The organism is Candidatus Binataceae bacterium (assembly GCA_036495685.1).
Classification (GTDB): Bacteria; Desulfobacterota; Binatia; order Binatales; family Binataceae; genus JAFAHS01.
Genome location: DASXMJ010000228.1, coordinates 22,659 through 38,235, shown reverse-complemented (window position 1 = coordinate 38,235; position 15,577 = coordinate 22,659). Strand labels below are relative to the sequence as shown.

The 15,577-nt window shown below is 63.4% G+C and carries 13 protein-coding genes and 1 pseudogene; 9 read left to right on the top strand and 5 right to left on the bottom strand.

Going from position 1 to position 15,577, the window contains the following annotated elements; translation table 11 throughout:
* Nucleotides 1-17: 17 nt before the first annotated feature.
* From fdhF to VGI36_20545, 3 genes are all read right to left on the bottom strand, one after another.
* Nucleotides 18-2,843 (bottom strand): formate dehydrogenase subunit alpha, encoded by a 2,826-nt coding sequence (gene fdhF, locus VGI36_20555; GenBank protein HEY2487542.1) that lies wholly within the window; start codon nucleotides 2,841-2,843, stop codon nucleotides 18-20.
* 63 nt (nucleotides 2,844-2,906) lie between these two features.
* Nucleotides 2,907-4,466 (bottom strand): NADH-ubiquinone oxidoreductase-F iron-sulfur binding region domain-containing protein, encoded by a 1,560-nt coding sequence (locus VGI36_20550; protein ID HEY2487541.1) that lies wholly within the window; start codon nucleotides 4,464-4,466, stop codon nucleotides 2,907-2,909.
* Nucleotides 4,463-4,948, bottom strand: a complete 486-nt coding sequence (locus VGI36_20545; GenBank protein ID HEY2487540.1) for a formate dehydrogenase subunit gamma — start codon at nucleotides 4,946-4,948, stop codon at nucleotides 4,463-4,465. Before VGI36_20545 ends, VGI36_20550 begins: the two co-directional genes overlap by 4 nt.
* 157 nt (nucleotides 4,949-5,105) lie before the next feature.
* Here VGI36_20545 and VGI36_20540 point away from each other — a divergent pair, with 157 nt between their 5' ends.
* From VGI36_20540 to VGI36_20500, 9 genes and pseudogenes are all read left to right on the top strand, one after another.
* The gene (locus VGI36_20540; GenBank protein ID HEY2487539.1) at nucleotides 5,106-5,555 is read left to right on the top strand and encodes a nitrate reductase associated protein; all 450 of its coding nucleotides are present in this window, start codon (nucleotides 5,106-5,108) and stop codon (nucleotides 5,553-5,555) included.
* A 110-nt stretch (nucleotides 5,556-5,665) separates the two neighbouring features.
* Complete coding sequence (locus VGI36_20535; GenBank protein HEY2487538.1) at nucleotides 5,666-6,583, top strand: LLM class flavin-dependent oxidoreductase; 918 nt, start codon at nucleotides 5,666-5,668, stop codon at nucleotides 6,581-6,583.
* Nucleotides 6,584-6,637: 54 nt separating this feature from the next.
* The gene (locus VGI36_20530) at nucleotides 6,638-6,748 is read left to right on the top strand and encodes a CoA transferase (protein ID HEY2487537.1); all 111 of its coding nucleotides are present in this window, start codon (nucleotides 6,638-6,640) and stop codon (nucleotides 6,746-6,748) included.
* A gap of 16 nt (nucleotides 6,749-6,764) precedes the next feature.
* Nucleotides 6,765-7,427: pseudogene (locus tag VGI36_20525) on the top strand (CoA transferase).
* A 373-nt stretch (nucleotides 7,428-7,800) separates the two neighbouring features.
* Entirely contained in the window at nucleotides 7,801-8,646 is an 846-nt protein-coding gene (gene fdhD, locus VGI36_20520) for a formate dehydrogenase accessory sulfurtransferase FdhD (protein ID HEY2487536.1), read from the top strand.
* Between the two features lie 92 nt (nucleotides 8,647-8,738).
* On the top strand, nucleotides 8,739-10,505 hold the full coding sequence (locus tag VGI36_20515) for a radical SAM protein (GenBank protein ID HEY2487535.1): 1,767 nt from the start codon (nucleotides 8,739-8,741) through the stop codon (nucleotides 10,503-10,505).
* Nucleotides 10,506-10,533: 28 nt separating this feature from the next.
* A complete protein-coding gene (locus VGI36_20510; GenBank protein HEY2487534.1) occupies nucleotides 10,534-11,142 on the top strand; it encodes a hypothetical protein in 609 nt (202 codons plus the stop codon).
* Between the two features lie 181 nt (nucleotides 11,143-11,323).
* The gene (locus VGI36_20505) at nucleotides 11,324-12,589 is read left to right on the top strand and encodes an MFS transporter (GenBank protein HEY2487533.1); all 1,266 of its coding nucleotides are present in this window, start codon (nucleotides 11,324-11,326) and stop codon (nucleotides 12,587-12,589) included.
* An 8-nt stretch (nucleotides 12,590-12,597) separates the two neighbouring features.
* Nucleotides 12,598-13,329, top strand: coding sequence for a hypothetical protein (locus VGI36_20500; protein ID HEY2487532.1), 732 nt, complete (start codon nucleotides 12,598-12,600; stop codon nucleotides 13,327-13,329).
* A gap of 84 nt (nucleotides 13,330-13,413) precedes the next feature.
* Here VGI36_20500 and thiE read toward each other — a convergent pair whose 3' ends face one another.
* A complete protein-coding gene (gene thiE / locus VGI36_20495; protein ID HEY2487531.1) occupies nucleotides 13,414-14,022 on the bottom strand; it encodes a thiamine phosphate synthase in 609 nt (202 codons plus the stop codon).
* Between the two features lie 11 nt (nucleotides 14,023-14,033).
* Nucleotides 14,034-15,548 (bottom strand): sigma-54 dependent transcriptional regulator, encoded by a 1,515-nt coding sequence (locus tag VGI36_20490; protein HEY2487530.1) that lies wholly within the window; start codon nucleotides 15,546-15,548, stop codon nucleotides 14,034-14,036.
* Nucleotides 15,549-15,577 lie beyond the last annotated feature (29 nt).

Genomic DNA, 15,577 nt, shown 5'->3' with positions numbered 1-15,577 from the left:
TTTGCCGCTACTGAAGCTTAGCGGCCGGCCGCCGGATGGGCTGGCGCGCCCTGCCCGGCCGCAATCGGCCCGCTCGCTTCGCCGGCCGGCATCACCTGCACCGCGGTCACCTTGTACTCGGGACAGTTGGTTGCCCAGTCCGAGTTCTCGGTCGTCACGATATTGGTGCCGGATGACTGATGATGGAACGTCGTATAGACCACGCCGGGCGGCACACGCTCGGTCACGTGCGCGCGCATCGTGGTTTCGCCAACGCGGCTACTGACCTTGACCCACGCCCCGTCCTTCACCCCGCGCTGCTCTGCATCGTGCGGATGAATTTCCAGCAGATCTTCATGATGCCACACGACGTTGGGAGTGCGCCTGGTCTGCGTGCCGACGTTGTACTGCGAGAGAATGCGCCCGGTGGTAAGAACCAGCGGAAAGCGCGGGCCGGTTCGCTCGTCAGTCGGGATGTACTCGGTGATCACGAAGCGGCCCTTGCCGCGCGCGAACGTGCCGACGTGCATCACCGGCGTGCCCGCGGGTGCCTTATCGTTGCATGGCCATTGCACCGAGCCCAGCCGATCGAGCTTCTCGTAATTGACCCCAGCAAAGGTCGGGGTCAGGCGCGCAATCTCGTCCATGATCTCCGACGGATGCGCGTAGTGCATCGGATAGCCGAACGCGGTCGAGAGTTCACAGGTGACTTCCCAGTCGGCCTTGCCCGCCAGCGGCGGCATCACCTTGCGCACGCGCGAGATACGCCGTTCCGAGTTGGTAAAGGTGCCATCCTTTTCAAGGAACGAGGAGCCGGGGAGAAAAGCGTGCGCGTACTTCGCCGTCTCATTGAAGAAGATGTCGTGCACGATCACGCAATCCATAGCGCTCAACGCGGCGGTCACATGATGCGTATTCGGGTCGGACTGCGCGATATCCTCGCCCTGGATGTAAAGCCCACGGAAGCTTCCGTCGAGCGCCGCGTCGAACATGTTCGGGATGCGCAGGCCGGGTTCCGCATCAAGCCTGACTTTCCATGCATCCTCGAAGCTCGAGCGCATGGTCGTGTCCGAAATATGGCGATAGCCGGTCAACTCGTGCGGGAACGATCCCATGTCGCACGATCCCTGCACGTTGTTCTGCCCGCGCAGCGGATTCACGCCGACGCCCGACCGGCCGAGATTGCCGGTCGCCATCGCCAGGTTCGCCATCCCGAGCACCATGGTGCTGCCCTGGCTATGTTCGGTTACGCCGAGGCCGTAATAGATGACGGCGTTGCCGCCGGTCGCGTAGAGCCTGGCGGCGGCGCGAATCTCCTCCGCCGCAACGCCGGTCGCCCTGGCGGCGGCTTCGGGGGAGTTGCGTTCTTCAAGGATGAACTTCTTCCACAATTCGTATGCCGGCCATTCGCAGCGCTCGCGAACGAAGTCCTCGTTGTCCAGCCCTTCGCTCAGCACGACGTGCGCGAACGCGTTGATTAGCGCGACATTCGTACCGGGCAGGAGTTGCAGATGGTACGCGGCCTCGATATGCGGTGTGCGCACCAGGTCGATTGCGCGCGGATCGGCGACAATCAGCTTCGCTCCCTGGCGCAGCCGCCGCTTCATCAGCGAGGCGAACACCGGATGGCCGTCGGTGGGGTTGCAGCCGATTACCAGGATAACGTCGGCTTGCAGCACGGAATCGAAGTCCTGCGTGCCAGCCGAAGTGCCAAGCGTGGTCTTGAGCCCATATCCGGTAGGCGAATGGCAGACGCGCGCGCAGGTATCGACATTGTTGTTGCCGAAGGCTGCGCGCACCATTTTCTGCACCAGGTACGTCTCCTCGTTGGTGCAGCGCGACGAGGTGATACCGCCGATCGCGCCGCGGCCGTACCGGGTTTGCACTTCCCGCAGACGTCGGGCCGCATATCCGATCGCTTCGTCCCACGACACGCTGTGCCACGCATCGGTGATTTTCTCGCGTACCATCGGGGTGAGCACCCGGTCCGGATGCGTTGCGTAGCCCCACGCGAAGCGCCCCTTCACACACGAATGTCCATGGTTCGGCATCCCGTCGCGGTTGGGCAACATGCGCACGACTTCGTCGCCTTTGACCTCGGCCTTGAACGAGCAGCCCACGCCGCAATAACCGCAGGTGGTGGTGACCGAGCGTTGCGGCAGGCCGCGCTCGAGCATCGACTTTTCGACCAGCGCGTCGGTCGGGCAGGCCTGCACGCAGGCGCCGCACGAGACGCATTCAGACTCGAGGAACGGCTGATGCTGGCTCGGCGAAATCACCGAATTGAACCCGCGCCCGTCAATCGTCAGTGCGAATGTGCCCTGGACCTCTTCGCACGCTCGCACGCATCGCGAGCACACGATGCATCGCGCGGGATCGAATGCGAAGTACGGGTTCGAGATGTCGCGCGCCGCCTCCAGGTGATTGCGGCCCACCCATCCGTAGCGGACTGCGCCCACTCCGACCGCATCGGCCATCGCGTGCAGCTCGCAATTTCCATTTCCGGCGCACGTCGTGCGATCCGCCGGATGGTCCGACATGTAGAGTTCCATCACGCCGCGCCGCAGCCGCTCGAGCATCGGCGAGCGCGTCCGCACCTTCATCCCGGCTTCGACCGGAGTCGTGCATGACGCGGGATAGCCGTTGCGGCCCTCGATCTCGATGAGGCAGAGGCGACAAGAGCCGAACGGCTCGAGCGAATCGGTCGCGCACAGGCGCGGGATCGCGGCCTCGGCCAGCGCCGCCGCGCGCATCACCGAGCTACCCTCGGGCACGGTCACTTCGCGGCCGTCGATGGCAAGCGTTACCAGTTTGGCGGAGGTGCGCGCCGGAGTTCCATAGTCGCGATCGGTTTTCGATAGCACTGGCTCAATCTCCACGCGGATCGCCCGCGCACAACCTCAAGCGCTAGATTAATTTTACGTCAGTCAGCCGGTCCATGCCACGTCGGTCGCCGTAAGGCCGAAATCCTCAGGGAAATAGCGCAGCGCGCTCAACACCGGCAGTGGCGTCAGACCGCCCAGCGCGCAGAGCGATCCGTAGGTCATCGTGTCGCAAAGGTCGCGCAGCAGACCGAGCGCCTCGGCGCGGTCCTTACGATTGGCGATACGATCGAGCACCTCTGCGCCGCGGGTCGAGCCGATACGGCAGGGCGTGCACTTGCCGCAGGATTCGATCGCGCAGAACTCGAACGCCCAGCGCGCCTGCCGCGCCAGGTTGACCGTGTCGTCGAAAACGACGATACCGCCGTGGCCGACAATCCCCTTCTTCGCCGCCATCGCTTCGTAGTCCATCGGCACGTCGAGCATGCCGGGGGGAAAGTATGCGCCGAGCGGACCGCCAACTTGCACCGCGCGCAACGGCCGCCCGCTGAACGTCCCGCCGCCGTAATCATAGATCAACTCGCGCAGGGTGACGCCGAACCCCTTCTCGACCAGCCCGGGATATTTTACGTTGCCGGCGAGCTGGATAGGCATCGTGCCCCGCGACCGGCCCATCCCGTACTCCTTGTAGAACTCCCCGCCACGTTCGAGGATTATCGGCACGGTCGAAAGCGAGACCACGTTGTTAACTATCGTCGGTTGGCCGAAGAGCCCGGCCACCGCGGGCACGGGCGGCTTGAAGCGCACCATCCCGCGCTTGCCCTCGAGACTTTCGAGCATTGCAGTCTCCTCGCCGCAGACGTAAGCTCCGGCGCCCATCCGCACCTCGAGATCGAAGGCATGCGCGCTGTCGGCGATTTTCTGACCGAGATAGCCGCGCTGGTAGGCCGCGCCGATCGCTTCGTTGAGCGCCATCGCCGCGTGCGGGTACTCCGATCGCAAATAGATGTAGCCCTGCTGGGCGCCCGCGCACACCGCGGCGATCGTCATCCCCTCGATCAGCACGAAGGGATCGCCCTCCATGATCATGCGGTCAGAGAATGTGCCCGAATCGCCCTCGTCGGCGTTGCAGACCACGTATTTTCGGGGCGCGGAGGCTTGCTGCGTGGTGCGCCACTTGATTCCCGCTGGAAATCCCGCGCCGCCGCGGCCGCGCAAGCCGGATGTCATTACTTCATCGACGATCTTTTCCGCCGGCAAATCGAGCGCGCGCGCAAGTCCGCGATAACCGCCGTGTGCCAGGTAGTCGTCGAGCGACCCCGGATCGACGATGCCGACGCGGGCGAAGGTGAGCCGCTCCTGGCGCTTGAGGTAGCCGATCTCCTCGATTGGCCCGAGGCTCAGCCGATGCGCACCGCCGGACAGGAAACCGCAATCGAAAAGCGACGGGACGTCCGATGGCGACACCGGCCCGTACGCAAAACGGCCGCGCGCGGTTGCGACCTCGACCAGCGGCTCCAGCCAGAACATCCCGCGTGAACCGTTGCGCACCACATTGAGCTCGACTTTGCGGCGCGCGCCCTCGGATGCGATCAGGCGGGCGACCCCTTCCGCGCCGAGCGATAGCGCCGCCGAATCGCGCGGGACGAACACCGTCGCGCTCATCGGCGATTCTCCCGGCATTCGGCCAGCAGGTCATCGAGGCGCTCGGGCGTCAGCCGCCCGTACGGTTCCCCGTTGAGCAGCATCGCCGGCGAGCATCCGCAATTCCCAAGGCAATAGACGGCTTCCAGCGTGAACTCGCGATCGGGTGTGGTCTCGCCGAAGCCGATACCGAGGCGGCGACAGGCATGCTCGGCGAGCGCGACCGCGCCCATGGCCTGGCACGACTCGGCGTGGCAAAGTCTGAGCACGTTGTGTCCCGGCGGCTCATGGCGAAAATCATGATAGAAGGTGACCACGCCATGGACCTCGGCGCGGGATAGATTCAGCACCTGCGCTATCACCGGCACGCTCGCCGCCGGCACCCAGCCCAGGCGATCCTGAACTTCGCGCAGAATAAGCATCAGCGCGCCCGGCTGCGCTCGAAGACGCGTCGCGATCGCTTCCACCGCCTGCGGGTCGAAGCCGTTTCGCGCAGAGTTCATCGGGATATCGAGTCCTTCCCCGCTCAAGGTTCCGCCAGCGGGAGCGCCCCCGTCAAGAGCGTCGGCGGCGCGCGATTGCTGTCGCGGCCGGTCTGTGTTTTTCGTATTTGGGAGCGCGCCCCGACAATTGTTAGGATCGCCTGACGGAGAGTCACTCATGATGCGCGAATTCATGTTCGAGGAGGAGATGCACCAGTCGCTCGCCGGCGTTCCGATGGCAGTGCGGCAAAAGCTGGACCGCGTCGGCGTCAAAATCGGGCTCAAGCAGTGGCAAGCGCTCGGCCGCGGTGAGCGCCTGGCCATCTGTCATCTCCCGATCGACCATGAAAACCAACGCGAAACCCTCAACCTGTTCATCGCCGAGGCGGTCGAGCGCGCTTGCGGCGAGCAGCCCAAGACGCTGGCCGAAAGCGAGCGCGCGATCGCAGAACCGCCGCACACGTTGCCGGCGGAGGTCGCGGCGCAGCGCGCGCCGAGGGCGCGCCTGGACCAGGCGGCGTGGGAGCGCCTGGATGCAGACGAGCGCTACGCGCTGATCAACCTCGGGGGCGGCGCCAGGCACAGTCATAACTTGGCGGCGGCTCTGGCGGAGTTCGCGCAGCGCTGAGCGGGCGCAGTAGCTTTTTGCAGCATCGGGTGTGCGGCATCAAGTCCGCGGCGTGAAACGGAGCGCGGTCGCCATTCGCGCACCCGCTTGGACCGAACCGGAGGAACACGGTGGCATCATCGATTGAATTTGGCGTGGCGCTGACCTCGGTTAAAGGTGTGGTCGAGTTCGCACAGTCTGCCGAGCGCCTCGGCTACGACTACCTGACCTGCGGCGAACACGTGATGTTCCACGGGCCGGTTTCAAATTCGCTCATCGCGCTCGCGATGGCCGCGGGCGCCACCGAGAAGATCAGGCTGATGAGCTCGATCGTGCTGCTGCCGCTGTACAACCCCGTGATGCTGGCGAAGCAGGCTGCGGTGCTCGACGTCGCCTCCGGCGGCCGTTACCACCTAGGCATCGGCATCGGCGGCGAATTTCCCAAAGAATTCGAGGCGATCGGCGTGCCGGTCAAACAGCGCGCGTCGCGCTCGAACGAAGCCCTCGAAGTGATTCGCCGCCTGTGGACCGAACGAGACGTCACCTTCAATGGCCGCTACTCGCGCTTCTCCGGCGTCACGCTCGATCCCGCGCCGACACAAGAGCCTCATCCGCCGATCTGGGTTGCCGGACGCAAGGAGCCGGCGATGCGCCGCGCGGCAAAGTACGCCAACGGATGGCTGCCCTACATGTACACGCCGGAGATGCTGCGCGAGAGCATCTCCAAGATCGAAGCATTCGGCCGCGAAGAGGGACGCGACATGAGCGCGTTTCGCCCGGGGCTCTTCATCTTCACTTCGGTCTATCCGGATCGCAAAGAAGCCGCAGAAGTGGCCGCGCGCTCGCTGGGCAAAAACTATGCCCAGGATTTCTCGAAGATCGCCGGCCGCTACGTGCTCTACGGCAGTCCCGAAGATTGCCGCAAGCGCCTGCGCGAATACGTGGACGCCGGCGCGCGCAGCGTGATGTTCAGCTGGGCCTGCCGCCACGAGGATATCGAACACAACATGGAAACAATCGCCAAAGAGGTCCTCCCCGCGTTTCGTTAATCGCTGCACGCCCGCAGGCGCGCCCTCGGCGGCTATCAAAAGAGGAACGCGATCATGGCAGCATCGCCCACCGGTCCGTTGAGCGGCATCCGCGTCATTGACGTCACGCAGAACCTCTCCGGCCCGATGGCGACGATGATCCTGGCGATCAGGGCGCCGACATAGTCAAAAGGTCGAGCCGCCGGGAATCGGCGATTTCACGCGCGCGATGGGCGGCACGCGGCGCGGCGTCGCTCCCGCGTTCGCCGTGATCAATCGCAACAAGCGTTCGGCCGCGATTAACCTGCGCGATCCGCGCGAGCTCGAGCTGCTCAAGCGGATGGTCGCGCGCGCCGATCTCTTCGTGCAAAACCATCGGCCTGGCGTCGCCGAGCGGCTCGGCATCGGCGAGGCGGCGCTGCGCGGGGTCAAACCCGATTTGGTTTACGTCTCGATAAGCGGCGAGAGCGGGCCTTACGCAGACCAGTGGGTTTATGATCCTGTAATCCAGGCGCTCTCGGGACTCGCCGCGATCCAGGCCGACGTCGAAACCGGGCGGCCGCACATGATTCGCCTGATCATCCCGGACAAGGTCACCGCGCTCACCGCCGTGCAGGCGATGACCGTGGCGCTGCTCGCGCGCCAACGCACCGGCGAGGGACAGCACGTGCGGCTGGCGATGCTGGATGCGGTAATCGCCCCCCTGTGGCCCGAGGGGATGGCCGCTTACACGTTCGTCGGCAACAACCGCAGCAGTATCCGCGTGGCTCGCGCGCGCGAGCTGATCTTCGAGACCACCGACGGCTATATCACCGCCGCCGCCAACACCGATTCCGAATGGCAGGGGATGTGCCGCGCGCTCTAACGGCTCGAATGGCTGAGCGACGAGCGCTTCAAAACGCCGGTCGATGGCATCCGCAACGCTGACGTGCGCCTGGAACTGACCGCCGAAGCGCTGAAAACCAGGAGTCGCAGAACCTGAAAGACGCATCGGGGATGGCGCAGGGTCGACGATACCGCTCGCGAGAATCAGTCCTCCGCACACTGTCGATTCATCCAACGCTCGCTGTCACCAATCGCAACGTCGGTGACTTCGGACGCGGCGCGGCGACCACCTCCCGCTTCCTCAGGAGACTCCGCGCGACCCTGTGAGTGGTATCGGGACTGACCGGCTGGCGATTCATCGACACTTCCTCCCGGAGGTTCACGCTTCTCGAGGGCAATGATAATCTACCATAGTGGCGGATTTCGGCGGCAAGAAAACCCTGGAGCGCGCGACGCGGCGATGGCGCGCGTCGAGCTTCAGGAGTGGGCGGGATCTGCTGGCAGTCGAGGAACCGCTGGAGATTCGTCTGGCCGGGCGCCGCTTCACAGTCACGATGAGGACCCCGGGCGATGACGAGGAGCTGGTCACGGGATTTCTTTTCGCCGAAGGATTTGTCAGTGCTGCGAATGAGATTGGCGAGATTCGGCGGGTGCGCGGAAGGGCCGGAAAGCCCGAGCCCAACGTCATCGACGTCATTCTGCACGTGCCGGTCGAAGACTTGCGCGAACGGCTGCAACGCAACTTCGCGATGACCGCGAGTTGCGGACTCTGCGGCAAGACCTCCATCGAGGCCATTGAAAGGAGAATCGCTCCGCTTTCCCCCGGCAACTTTGCGCTGGAGGCAGCGGTACTGCTGAGCCTAAGCGCCAAGATGCGTGGCGAGCAGACAATTTTTGCCGAGACCGGGGGAGTCCACGCCGCGGCCCTGTTCGATCGGTCCGGAGCTCTGCGCGCGCTGCGCGAAGACATTGGCCGCCACAATGCGGTCGACAAGCTTATCGGGTGGGCGATGGGTCGGAACGCGCTACCGCTCGACGATTCGCTGGTGATGGTGAGTGGAAGATTGAGCTTCGAAATAGTCCAGAAGGTGGCGGCCGCTGGGGCGCCGCTGCTGGCGGCGGTGTCGGCGCCCTCGTCGCTGGCGGTGGAATTGGCGGACCAAGTCGGAGTCACTCTGCTGGGATTTCTGCGCGATGGCGCGTTCAACGTGTACACGCATCCTGAGCGCGTGATTGGACCCACGTGCGGTGGAGCTTAGCTCGCGAGGGCAAAACCTTTACGTTGCACCAAGTGTAGAACGATTTGCGCCCACTTGAGCGGCCCTGAACCGGGGCGATAATCTAGGAGTCAATGCCAGAGACCCAGTATCTGTCGCGCAAACGCGCGTTAGATAGGATCGCCCAGGAAAAACTGCTCTACGAGCGGCGTTCGGGGGGCGAGGTCTCGGTATGCGTAATCTACCCGAACCTCTATCGCCTTGGGATGGCCAACCTGGGCTACCAGGCCATCTTCCAGATCTTCGATTCACATCCGTCCGTCGATGCAGAGCGCGCGTTCTTGCCGGACCCCGACGAGCGCGCTGCACTGCAGGCGGGGAACGGGCGCTTGTTGTCCTTTGAGCGCGGACGCGCGCTATCGGATTTTGACATTCTCGCCTTCTCGGTGGCCTTTGAGACCGACTATCTCAATGTTCTCAGGGTGCTGCGGATGGCGGGGGTTCCGCTCACACGAGCCGAGCGCGCGGGCAGGAACTTTCCGCTAATTATCGCGGGCGGCTCCGCGATTTTTCTGAACCCCGAGCCGGTCGCCGAGTTCGTCGATCTGTTTTTGATTGGTGAAGGCGAGGAGATGGTGCCCGAGTTTCTGGCGCGGTTTCTTGCGACAGGCCGCGAGCCGGCGCGGCTGGCGGCGCTGGCCGAGGTCCCCGGCGCCTACTTGCCGGATTACTTCCATCCTGAGTATGCCGACGAGGGGCGGCTTGCGGGAGTTGGTTATTCAGGCCCGGCCAAACCGACCGTCAGCAGGCGTCTGATCCACGACCTCGATCGCTTCAACACCTCTTCGCTGATTCTCACCGAGGAATCGGTCTTCGGTGATATGTTCCTGGTCGAAGCCAGCCGCGGATGCCAGTGGGGTTGCCGATTTTGTGCGGCCGGGTTCATGTATCGTCCGATCCGTTATCGGTCGCCAGACAAGCTTGTAGCCGAGGTGCGGCGCGGACTTGGAGAGCGAAAGGTTATCGGGCTGGTCGGCGCGGAAATGGCCAGCGTGCCCGGAGTTGCGGAGATCGCAGAGCGGGTCGCCGATGCGGGTGGCCGACTGTCGCCTTCTTCCCTGAAAGCGGATTGCATTTCGCCGCAACTTGCGGCTGCGCTCGGACGCAACGGCGCGCGAAGCGTGACGGTGGCACCCGAAGCCGGCAGCGAGCGGATGCGCAGGATTATCAACAAGAACCTGAGCGAGGAGGAAATTTTACGCGCCGCGTCGATGATGGTGGGTGAGGGGGTGGAAAACCTGAAGCTTTATTTCATGGTAGGGCTTCCGGAGGAAAGTGACGACGACGTGCGTGCGATAGCGCTGCTCACTGCGAAGATTCTCGAACGGGCGCGCGCGGCGCGCCAGCGCGTCGGGCATGTGACCGTGTCTTTGAATCCTTTCGTGCCCAAACCTTGGACCCCGTTCCAGTGGGATCCGATGGATGATCCGCGCAGCACCCGCCGGAAGATCGCCTTGCTGCGGGCGGAGCTGGGGCGCCTCGGCGCCGACCTAGATGCGGAATCTCCGCGCGAGGCATACTTTCAGACCCTGGTTTCGCGGGGCGACCGTCGCGTGGGCGCGATTCTCCAGCGCCTTACCGAGAGGAATTGCCAATCGCCGGGCGAGATCTGGAGCGAACTCAAGCAGATTCGCCGCGAGGCCGAGACTGGTCGTGGTTCAGTGCCGAATCCCGATTTCTACGTGACGCGCCGCTACGCGTATGACGAGGTCCTACCCTGGGACTTCATCGATCATCACATTCACAAATGGTTTCTACTGTCGGAACGCCGCAAGGCTCACTATGAGCACCAGACCAAACCTTGCGACGTGCACCGATGTACGGTGTGTGGCGCATGTTGAACGACGGTGGCGGTGGAGGGGAGAGGCGATGGAAGCCAGGGGTGGAACGATCCGAACGCTAGCGACCGCGATACTGACGGCGACGCTGTTACACGCGAACTGCTGGACGGTTCGGGCCCAGGTAAACGAATCCGACGTGCCCGAGACCACGGTGGTGCCCACCGACGAGAGTCCGCCGCCACAACCAGCGCCCAAGCAGGCATCGGCTCCAACGGGCCACCAGGCGGGAGCGCCGACCAAGTTCGAAGTCGAGCCGGCGCATGCGGTCGTCAAATTGAACAACGACACCGCCGTCCTCGCCAAGCCCGACAAGGCGAGCAAGCAAATCGAGCAGGCGCAAAGCGGAAAGTTCATCGACGTTACCGGTGCGACGCACTATTTTCTGCAAGTGAAACTCAAATCGGGGGAGACCGGTTATATCGACGCGGCGGCGGCCGAGTTGGTGAAACCGACCGACAAGATTTTTACGCTGACCTCCGATTCTGCGGTGCTGGAAAAGCCGAACAAGTGGTCGAAGAAGGTGTCCGAGGTCCACAAGGGACACAACGTTCACGTGATCGGCGTGGCGCTCGACTATACGAAGATCAGAATGAAGAGCGGGCTCGAGGGCTACGTACCGATGAGCGCGCTGGAGTAGCTTTAAGCCCCAAGTCGGCAGATCTTCCGGTTCAAGGTGGCAAATTCTATCCCGCCAGGGTCCGGTCCACCCTGGGCCTGACCTACCCTTAAAGGACGCGCTCGACGCCTCCGAGACTCACGGCTATAAGACACTAGCGCGCCACCGGGACTGAATCGGGCGTTGCCGGGGGAATCTAGCGATGACGGCTCGCGAACGGCAGGGATGGATCCTCGTGGCGAGTCTGTTCGTCACGTTGTTCCTGATATTTGGCTCCGGCTACAACACCACGAGCCTGTTTTTTCCTCAGCTGCTGAAACACTTCGGATGGAGTCATACACGCACTGCCTCGCTGACCAGCGCGCTGGCGCTGTCGGCAGGACTTAGCGGGCCGCTGATCGGCATTCTTCTGGACCGGCTGGAAGCACGCATCGTGATGATAGTCGGCATCGTAATGACTGCCGCCGCCTTTGTGATCGCCAGCCGCGCCGACTCGTTCCCGATGATGATGGCCGCCTATCTCCTCCTCGGAATCGGAATTGCCGCGGCAACACTCCTGCCCGCAGCACTCATCGTCGCCAACTGGTTTGGCGCGCGCCGCGGCATTGCCATGGGTCTCACCTTTGCCGGAACGTCGCTGGGTGGCGCGGTCATGACGCAGGTGGGTAATTTCGCGATCCTCGATTTGGGCGGATGGCGCGCGGCGTACCTAACCCTGGCGGCGCCGATGCTGCTGATCGCTCTTCCGCTGGTCGTCTTACAAGTGCGCAGTCGTCCACCCGAGGCAACCAAAGAAAACTTCCAGGCGTCTAGCGATGCGCTGCCCGGGCTGGAACTGGGCCAGGCGTTTCGTACGCGGTCATTCTGGATGGTTTCTGCCGCGCAGTTTTTGTTTGCCTGTTCAGCGGCCGGTGCTGGGCTACATCTGATTCACCACCTGATTAACCTTGGTTACTCGCAGACCGCGGCGGCCAGAGCGATGGGCCTAGTCTTCGTCTGTGCTTCGATCGGTAAACTTGGGATGGGGTTGTTTTCGGACCGGGTAAGCGCGCGCATCGCATTGACCGTCAATTTTATCGGCGCCGCGTTCGGAATCGCCCTGGTCTTTGGCGCCGCCAATCGGGTCATGCTGGCTCTGTTCGTCCTGGTCTTCGGACTCACCCTTGGTGCACCGCTGGTGCTGATTCCGCTTTTGCAAGCCGAATCGATGGGTCTGAAACGTTTTGGATCGATAGGCGGAATAGCCGGCATCTTCAATACGCTAGGCGCGGCGGTGGGCCCATTCGGGGCCGGGCTAGTCTTCGATCTGTCCGGCGGGTACTACGCCGCCTTCGACACGTTCGTCGTGATGAATATTCTCGGCGCGATCGCGACTCTGGCCTGTCTGAACCTGGCCAGCGAAGAGGCGCGACTGGCTCGTCGGATCCGCACCGCGCAGGAAGTTCTGGCGGGTTCTCAAGCATCGTAGACGGTCGCATGATTCATCATGGAGTAGCACCCGCGTTGGCGGCTGCCGCGCTGCTCGGGTTTCGGCACGGCGTAGATTACGATCACGTTGCGGCGATCGCTGATCTGGCGGGCGCGGCCAAGCGTCCTGCCCAGGCAGTCGGGCTCGCGGTGCTCTATGGATTGGGACACTCGACCATCGTCACCGTGCTGGGCGCCATTTCGGTTTGGTTTGGAAGGGTGCTGCCCAAGGGCTCGGACCAAATTCTCATGGGCGCGGTGGGATGCACGCTGATCGTGCTCGGTGCCTATGTCCTGAGCGCGATGTTCCGCGGCGCTCCGGACGCTCGTCCAGCGACGCGCTTTGAATTGATCCGAAGTGCAGGAAGGTGGACCAAGTCGTTGATCGCGACCACGCCGTCCTCCCAGCCGGCGCCGATGAATCAACCACCGGGTCCGCGAACTGCGTACAGCGTGGGCATCATCCACGGCATCGGCGCGGAGACCCCGACCCAGCTCGGCTTGTTCGTCTTGTCCGCCGGCGTTGGAGGCTGGTCGAGCGGGTTGCTGTGCGTGCTGACTTTCGCCGGGGGGTTGCTTGCTATGAACACCCTGATGGCGGTGGCGTCGGCGGGCATGTTCCACCTCTCGAACTTCCGTGAGCCGATTTACCGCACGGTGATGATTTTGACCGGCACCTACAGCATCGTGGTCGGGGCGCTATTCATCCTGGGCGGGGTGGGCATTGCGATTCCGATCTGAGGTTCCCGGCTCCTATCATTCTCGGCAGCGTCGGAAGAAAAGACACTCCCGGAGCGAGCGCGGCACGGGGTCGAAACGACGCGATTATTTTATCGCCAGCAGGGTCCGGACTTTCGCTGCGATATCGGGCGCCTTGATCACGTCGGTGATTATTGCGGCCGCGTCTGCGCCCGCGGCAAGTACTGCCGGCATGGTTGCTTCGGTGATTCCGCCGATGGCGACAATCGGGATGTTTACCGCGGCACGCACCGCACGCAGTTTCTCGAGTCCCTGAGCCACCTTGATGTTCTTCAATCCGCCCTGATACATCGGGCCGAAGCCGATGTAGTCAGCGCCGCCGGCTTCGGCGGCACGCGCCATCTCGACGCTGGCGGTGGAGATTCCGATGACCTTGTCGGGGCCCACCACGCGTCGGCCGGCATCTAATGGGATGTCCCGCTGCCCGAGGTGCACACCATCAGCATCAGCCAACATCGCAATGTCAGCGCGGTCATTGACGATAAAAATAGTGCCGCGCTCGCGGCACAGGCGCCCGATGCGGTTGGCGGCGTCCAGGAAATCGTGGCCCGAGGTCTCTTTGAGGCGCAGTTGCAGGATCCGCGCGCCCGCCTGGAGGAGAAGGTTTGCTAGTTCGACGGGCTCATGTCCCGCCCCTGGATCGACGATTGCGTAGAAGCGGGAGGGCAGTTTCATGGCAACCCGCGCTAGCCGGGATACTTGGTGAGAACGATCTTGTGATCGGTAATCTTCTTGCGCAGTGTGTTGCGATTCAGTCCGAGCATACGGGCAGCTTTAACCTGGTTGCCGCCGGTGCGTTTGAGTGCCAGCTCGATGAGCGGTTTCTCGATTTCGGCCACTAACTTTTCGTATAGATCCCGCGGCTCTTCGCCATCCGGCGCGTCGAGCCATTGTCCGATTCGGCCGGCGATCAATTCAGCGAGCGCGGCACTATCGCCGCTGGTGGCGAGCGATTCGGCGCTCGGCTGCGGCGGGGGACCACTGGACGACAGCTCCATATCCTCCGCGCGAATGGTATTTCCGGGGGCGAGCAGGGCGGCGCGCAAGACCGCATTTTCCAGTTCGCGGACGTTGCCGGGCCAATCGTGCATCGCGAGCTTGGCGCGCGCCTCAACGCCAATCGCGGTGACCCGCGCACCCATCTCGCGCACCGCTTTGCCGACGAAATAGTCGGTCAGTTCGGAGATGTCCTCGCGGCGGTCGCGCAGCGGCGGAAGATGAATCGGGATGACATGGAGGCGAAAGTAGAGGTCCTCGCGAAAGCGTCGCGCGGCGACCAGTTTCTGCAAATCCTGGTTGGTGGCCGCAATCATTCGCGCCTTGACCCGTAGCGATTCGACGCTGCCGACCCGGGAGAACTCGCGCTCCTGAAGCACGCGCAGAAGTTTGGGTTGAAGCTCGAGCGGAAGGTCGCCGATTTCGTCGAGGAAGATGGTCCCCGCGTCGGCCATTTCGAACTTGCCAGCTCTTCGCTCGTTTGCGCCTGTGAACGAGCCACGCTCATGGCCGAACAACTCGCTTTCCAACAGGCCCTGCGGAATCGCCGAGCAGTTCACCGCCACGAACGGGGCCCGCCAGCGCCCCGATTTGAAGTGAATCGCGCGGGCGACGAGATCCTTGCCGGTGCCGCTCTCGCCGAGCAGCAGCACAGTCGCATCGTTCGTGACGACGCGCCCTATCAGCTTGTACACTTCCTGCATTGCCGGGCTGCGCCCGATTATTTCGCCGCCCACCAGCTGGCGATTGACCTCGTTCTTGAGCCGATCGAGGTCGGCCGCCTGCTCCGCGACTTCCACCGCTCGTCCCACCGTGGCGGCCACCAAGTCGAGATTGACAAAAGGTTTGGTCAGATAGTCATGGGCGCCGCGCTTCATCGCCTCCACCGCGTTGTTCATCGTGCTCGCGGCGGTGATTATGAAAATGAGGGTGCGGATATTTTCGCCCCGTGCGGCGGTCAGAACTTCCAGTCCGCCAGGGCCGGGCATGATGATGTCCACCAGCGCGACATCGAAACGTCCGGAGCGCAGCAGCTCAAGCGCGTTGGCACTGTCCGAGGCCTCCTCGACCGCATATTGTTCGGCTTCCAGCCGATGCCGCAGGACGAGCCGGATCGCCGGGTCATCGTCAGCAATGAGGACTCGCGCCCGGGGAGGGGTCTCGATTCCGGGGTTGTCAGGAAGATTGGGCTCTGCGGATGGCATTGCTAGATCCGGTGTCGATTCATCGTAAC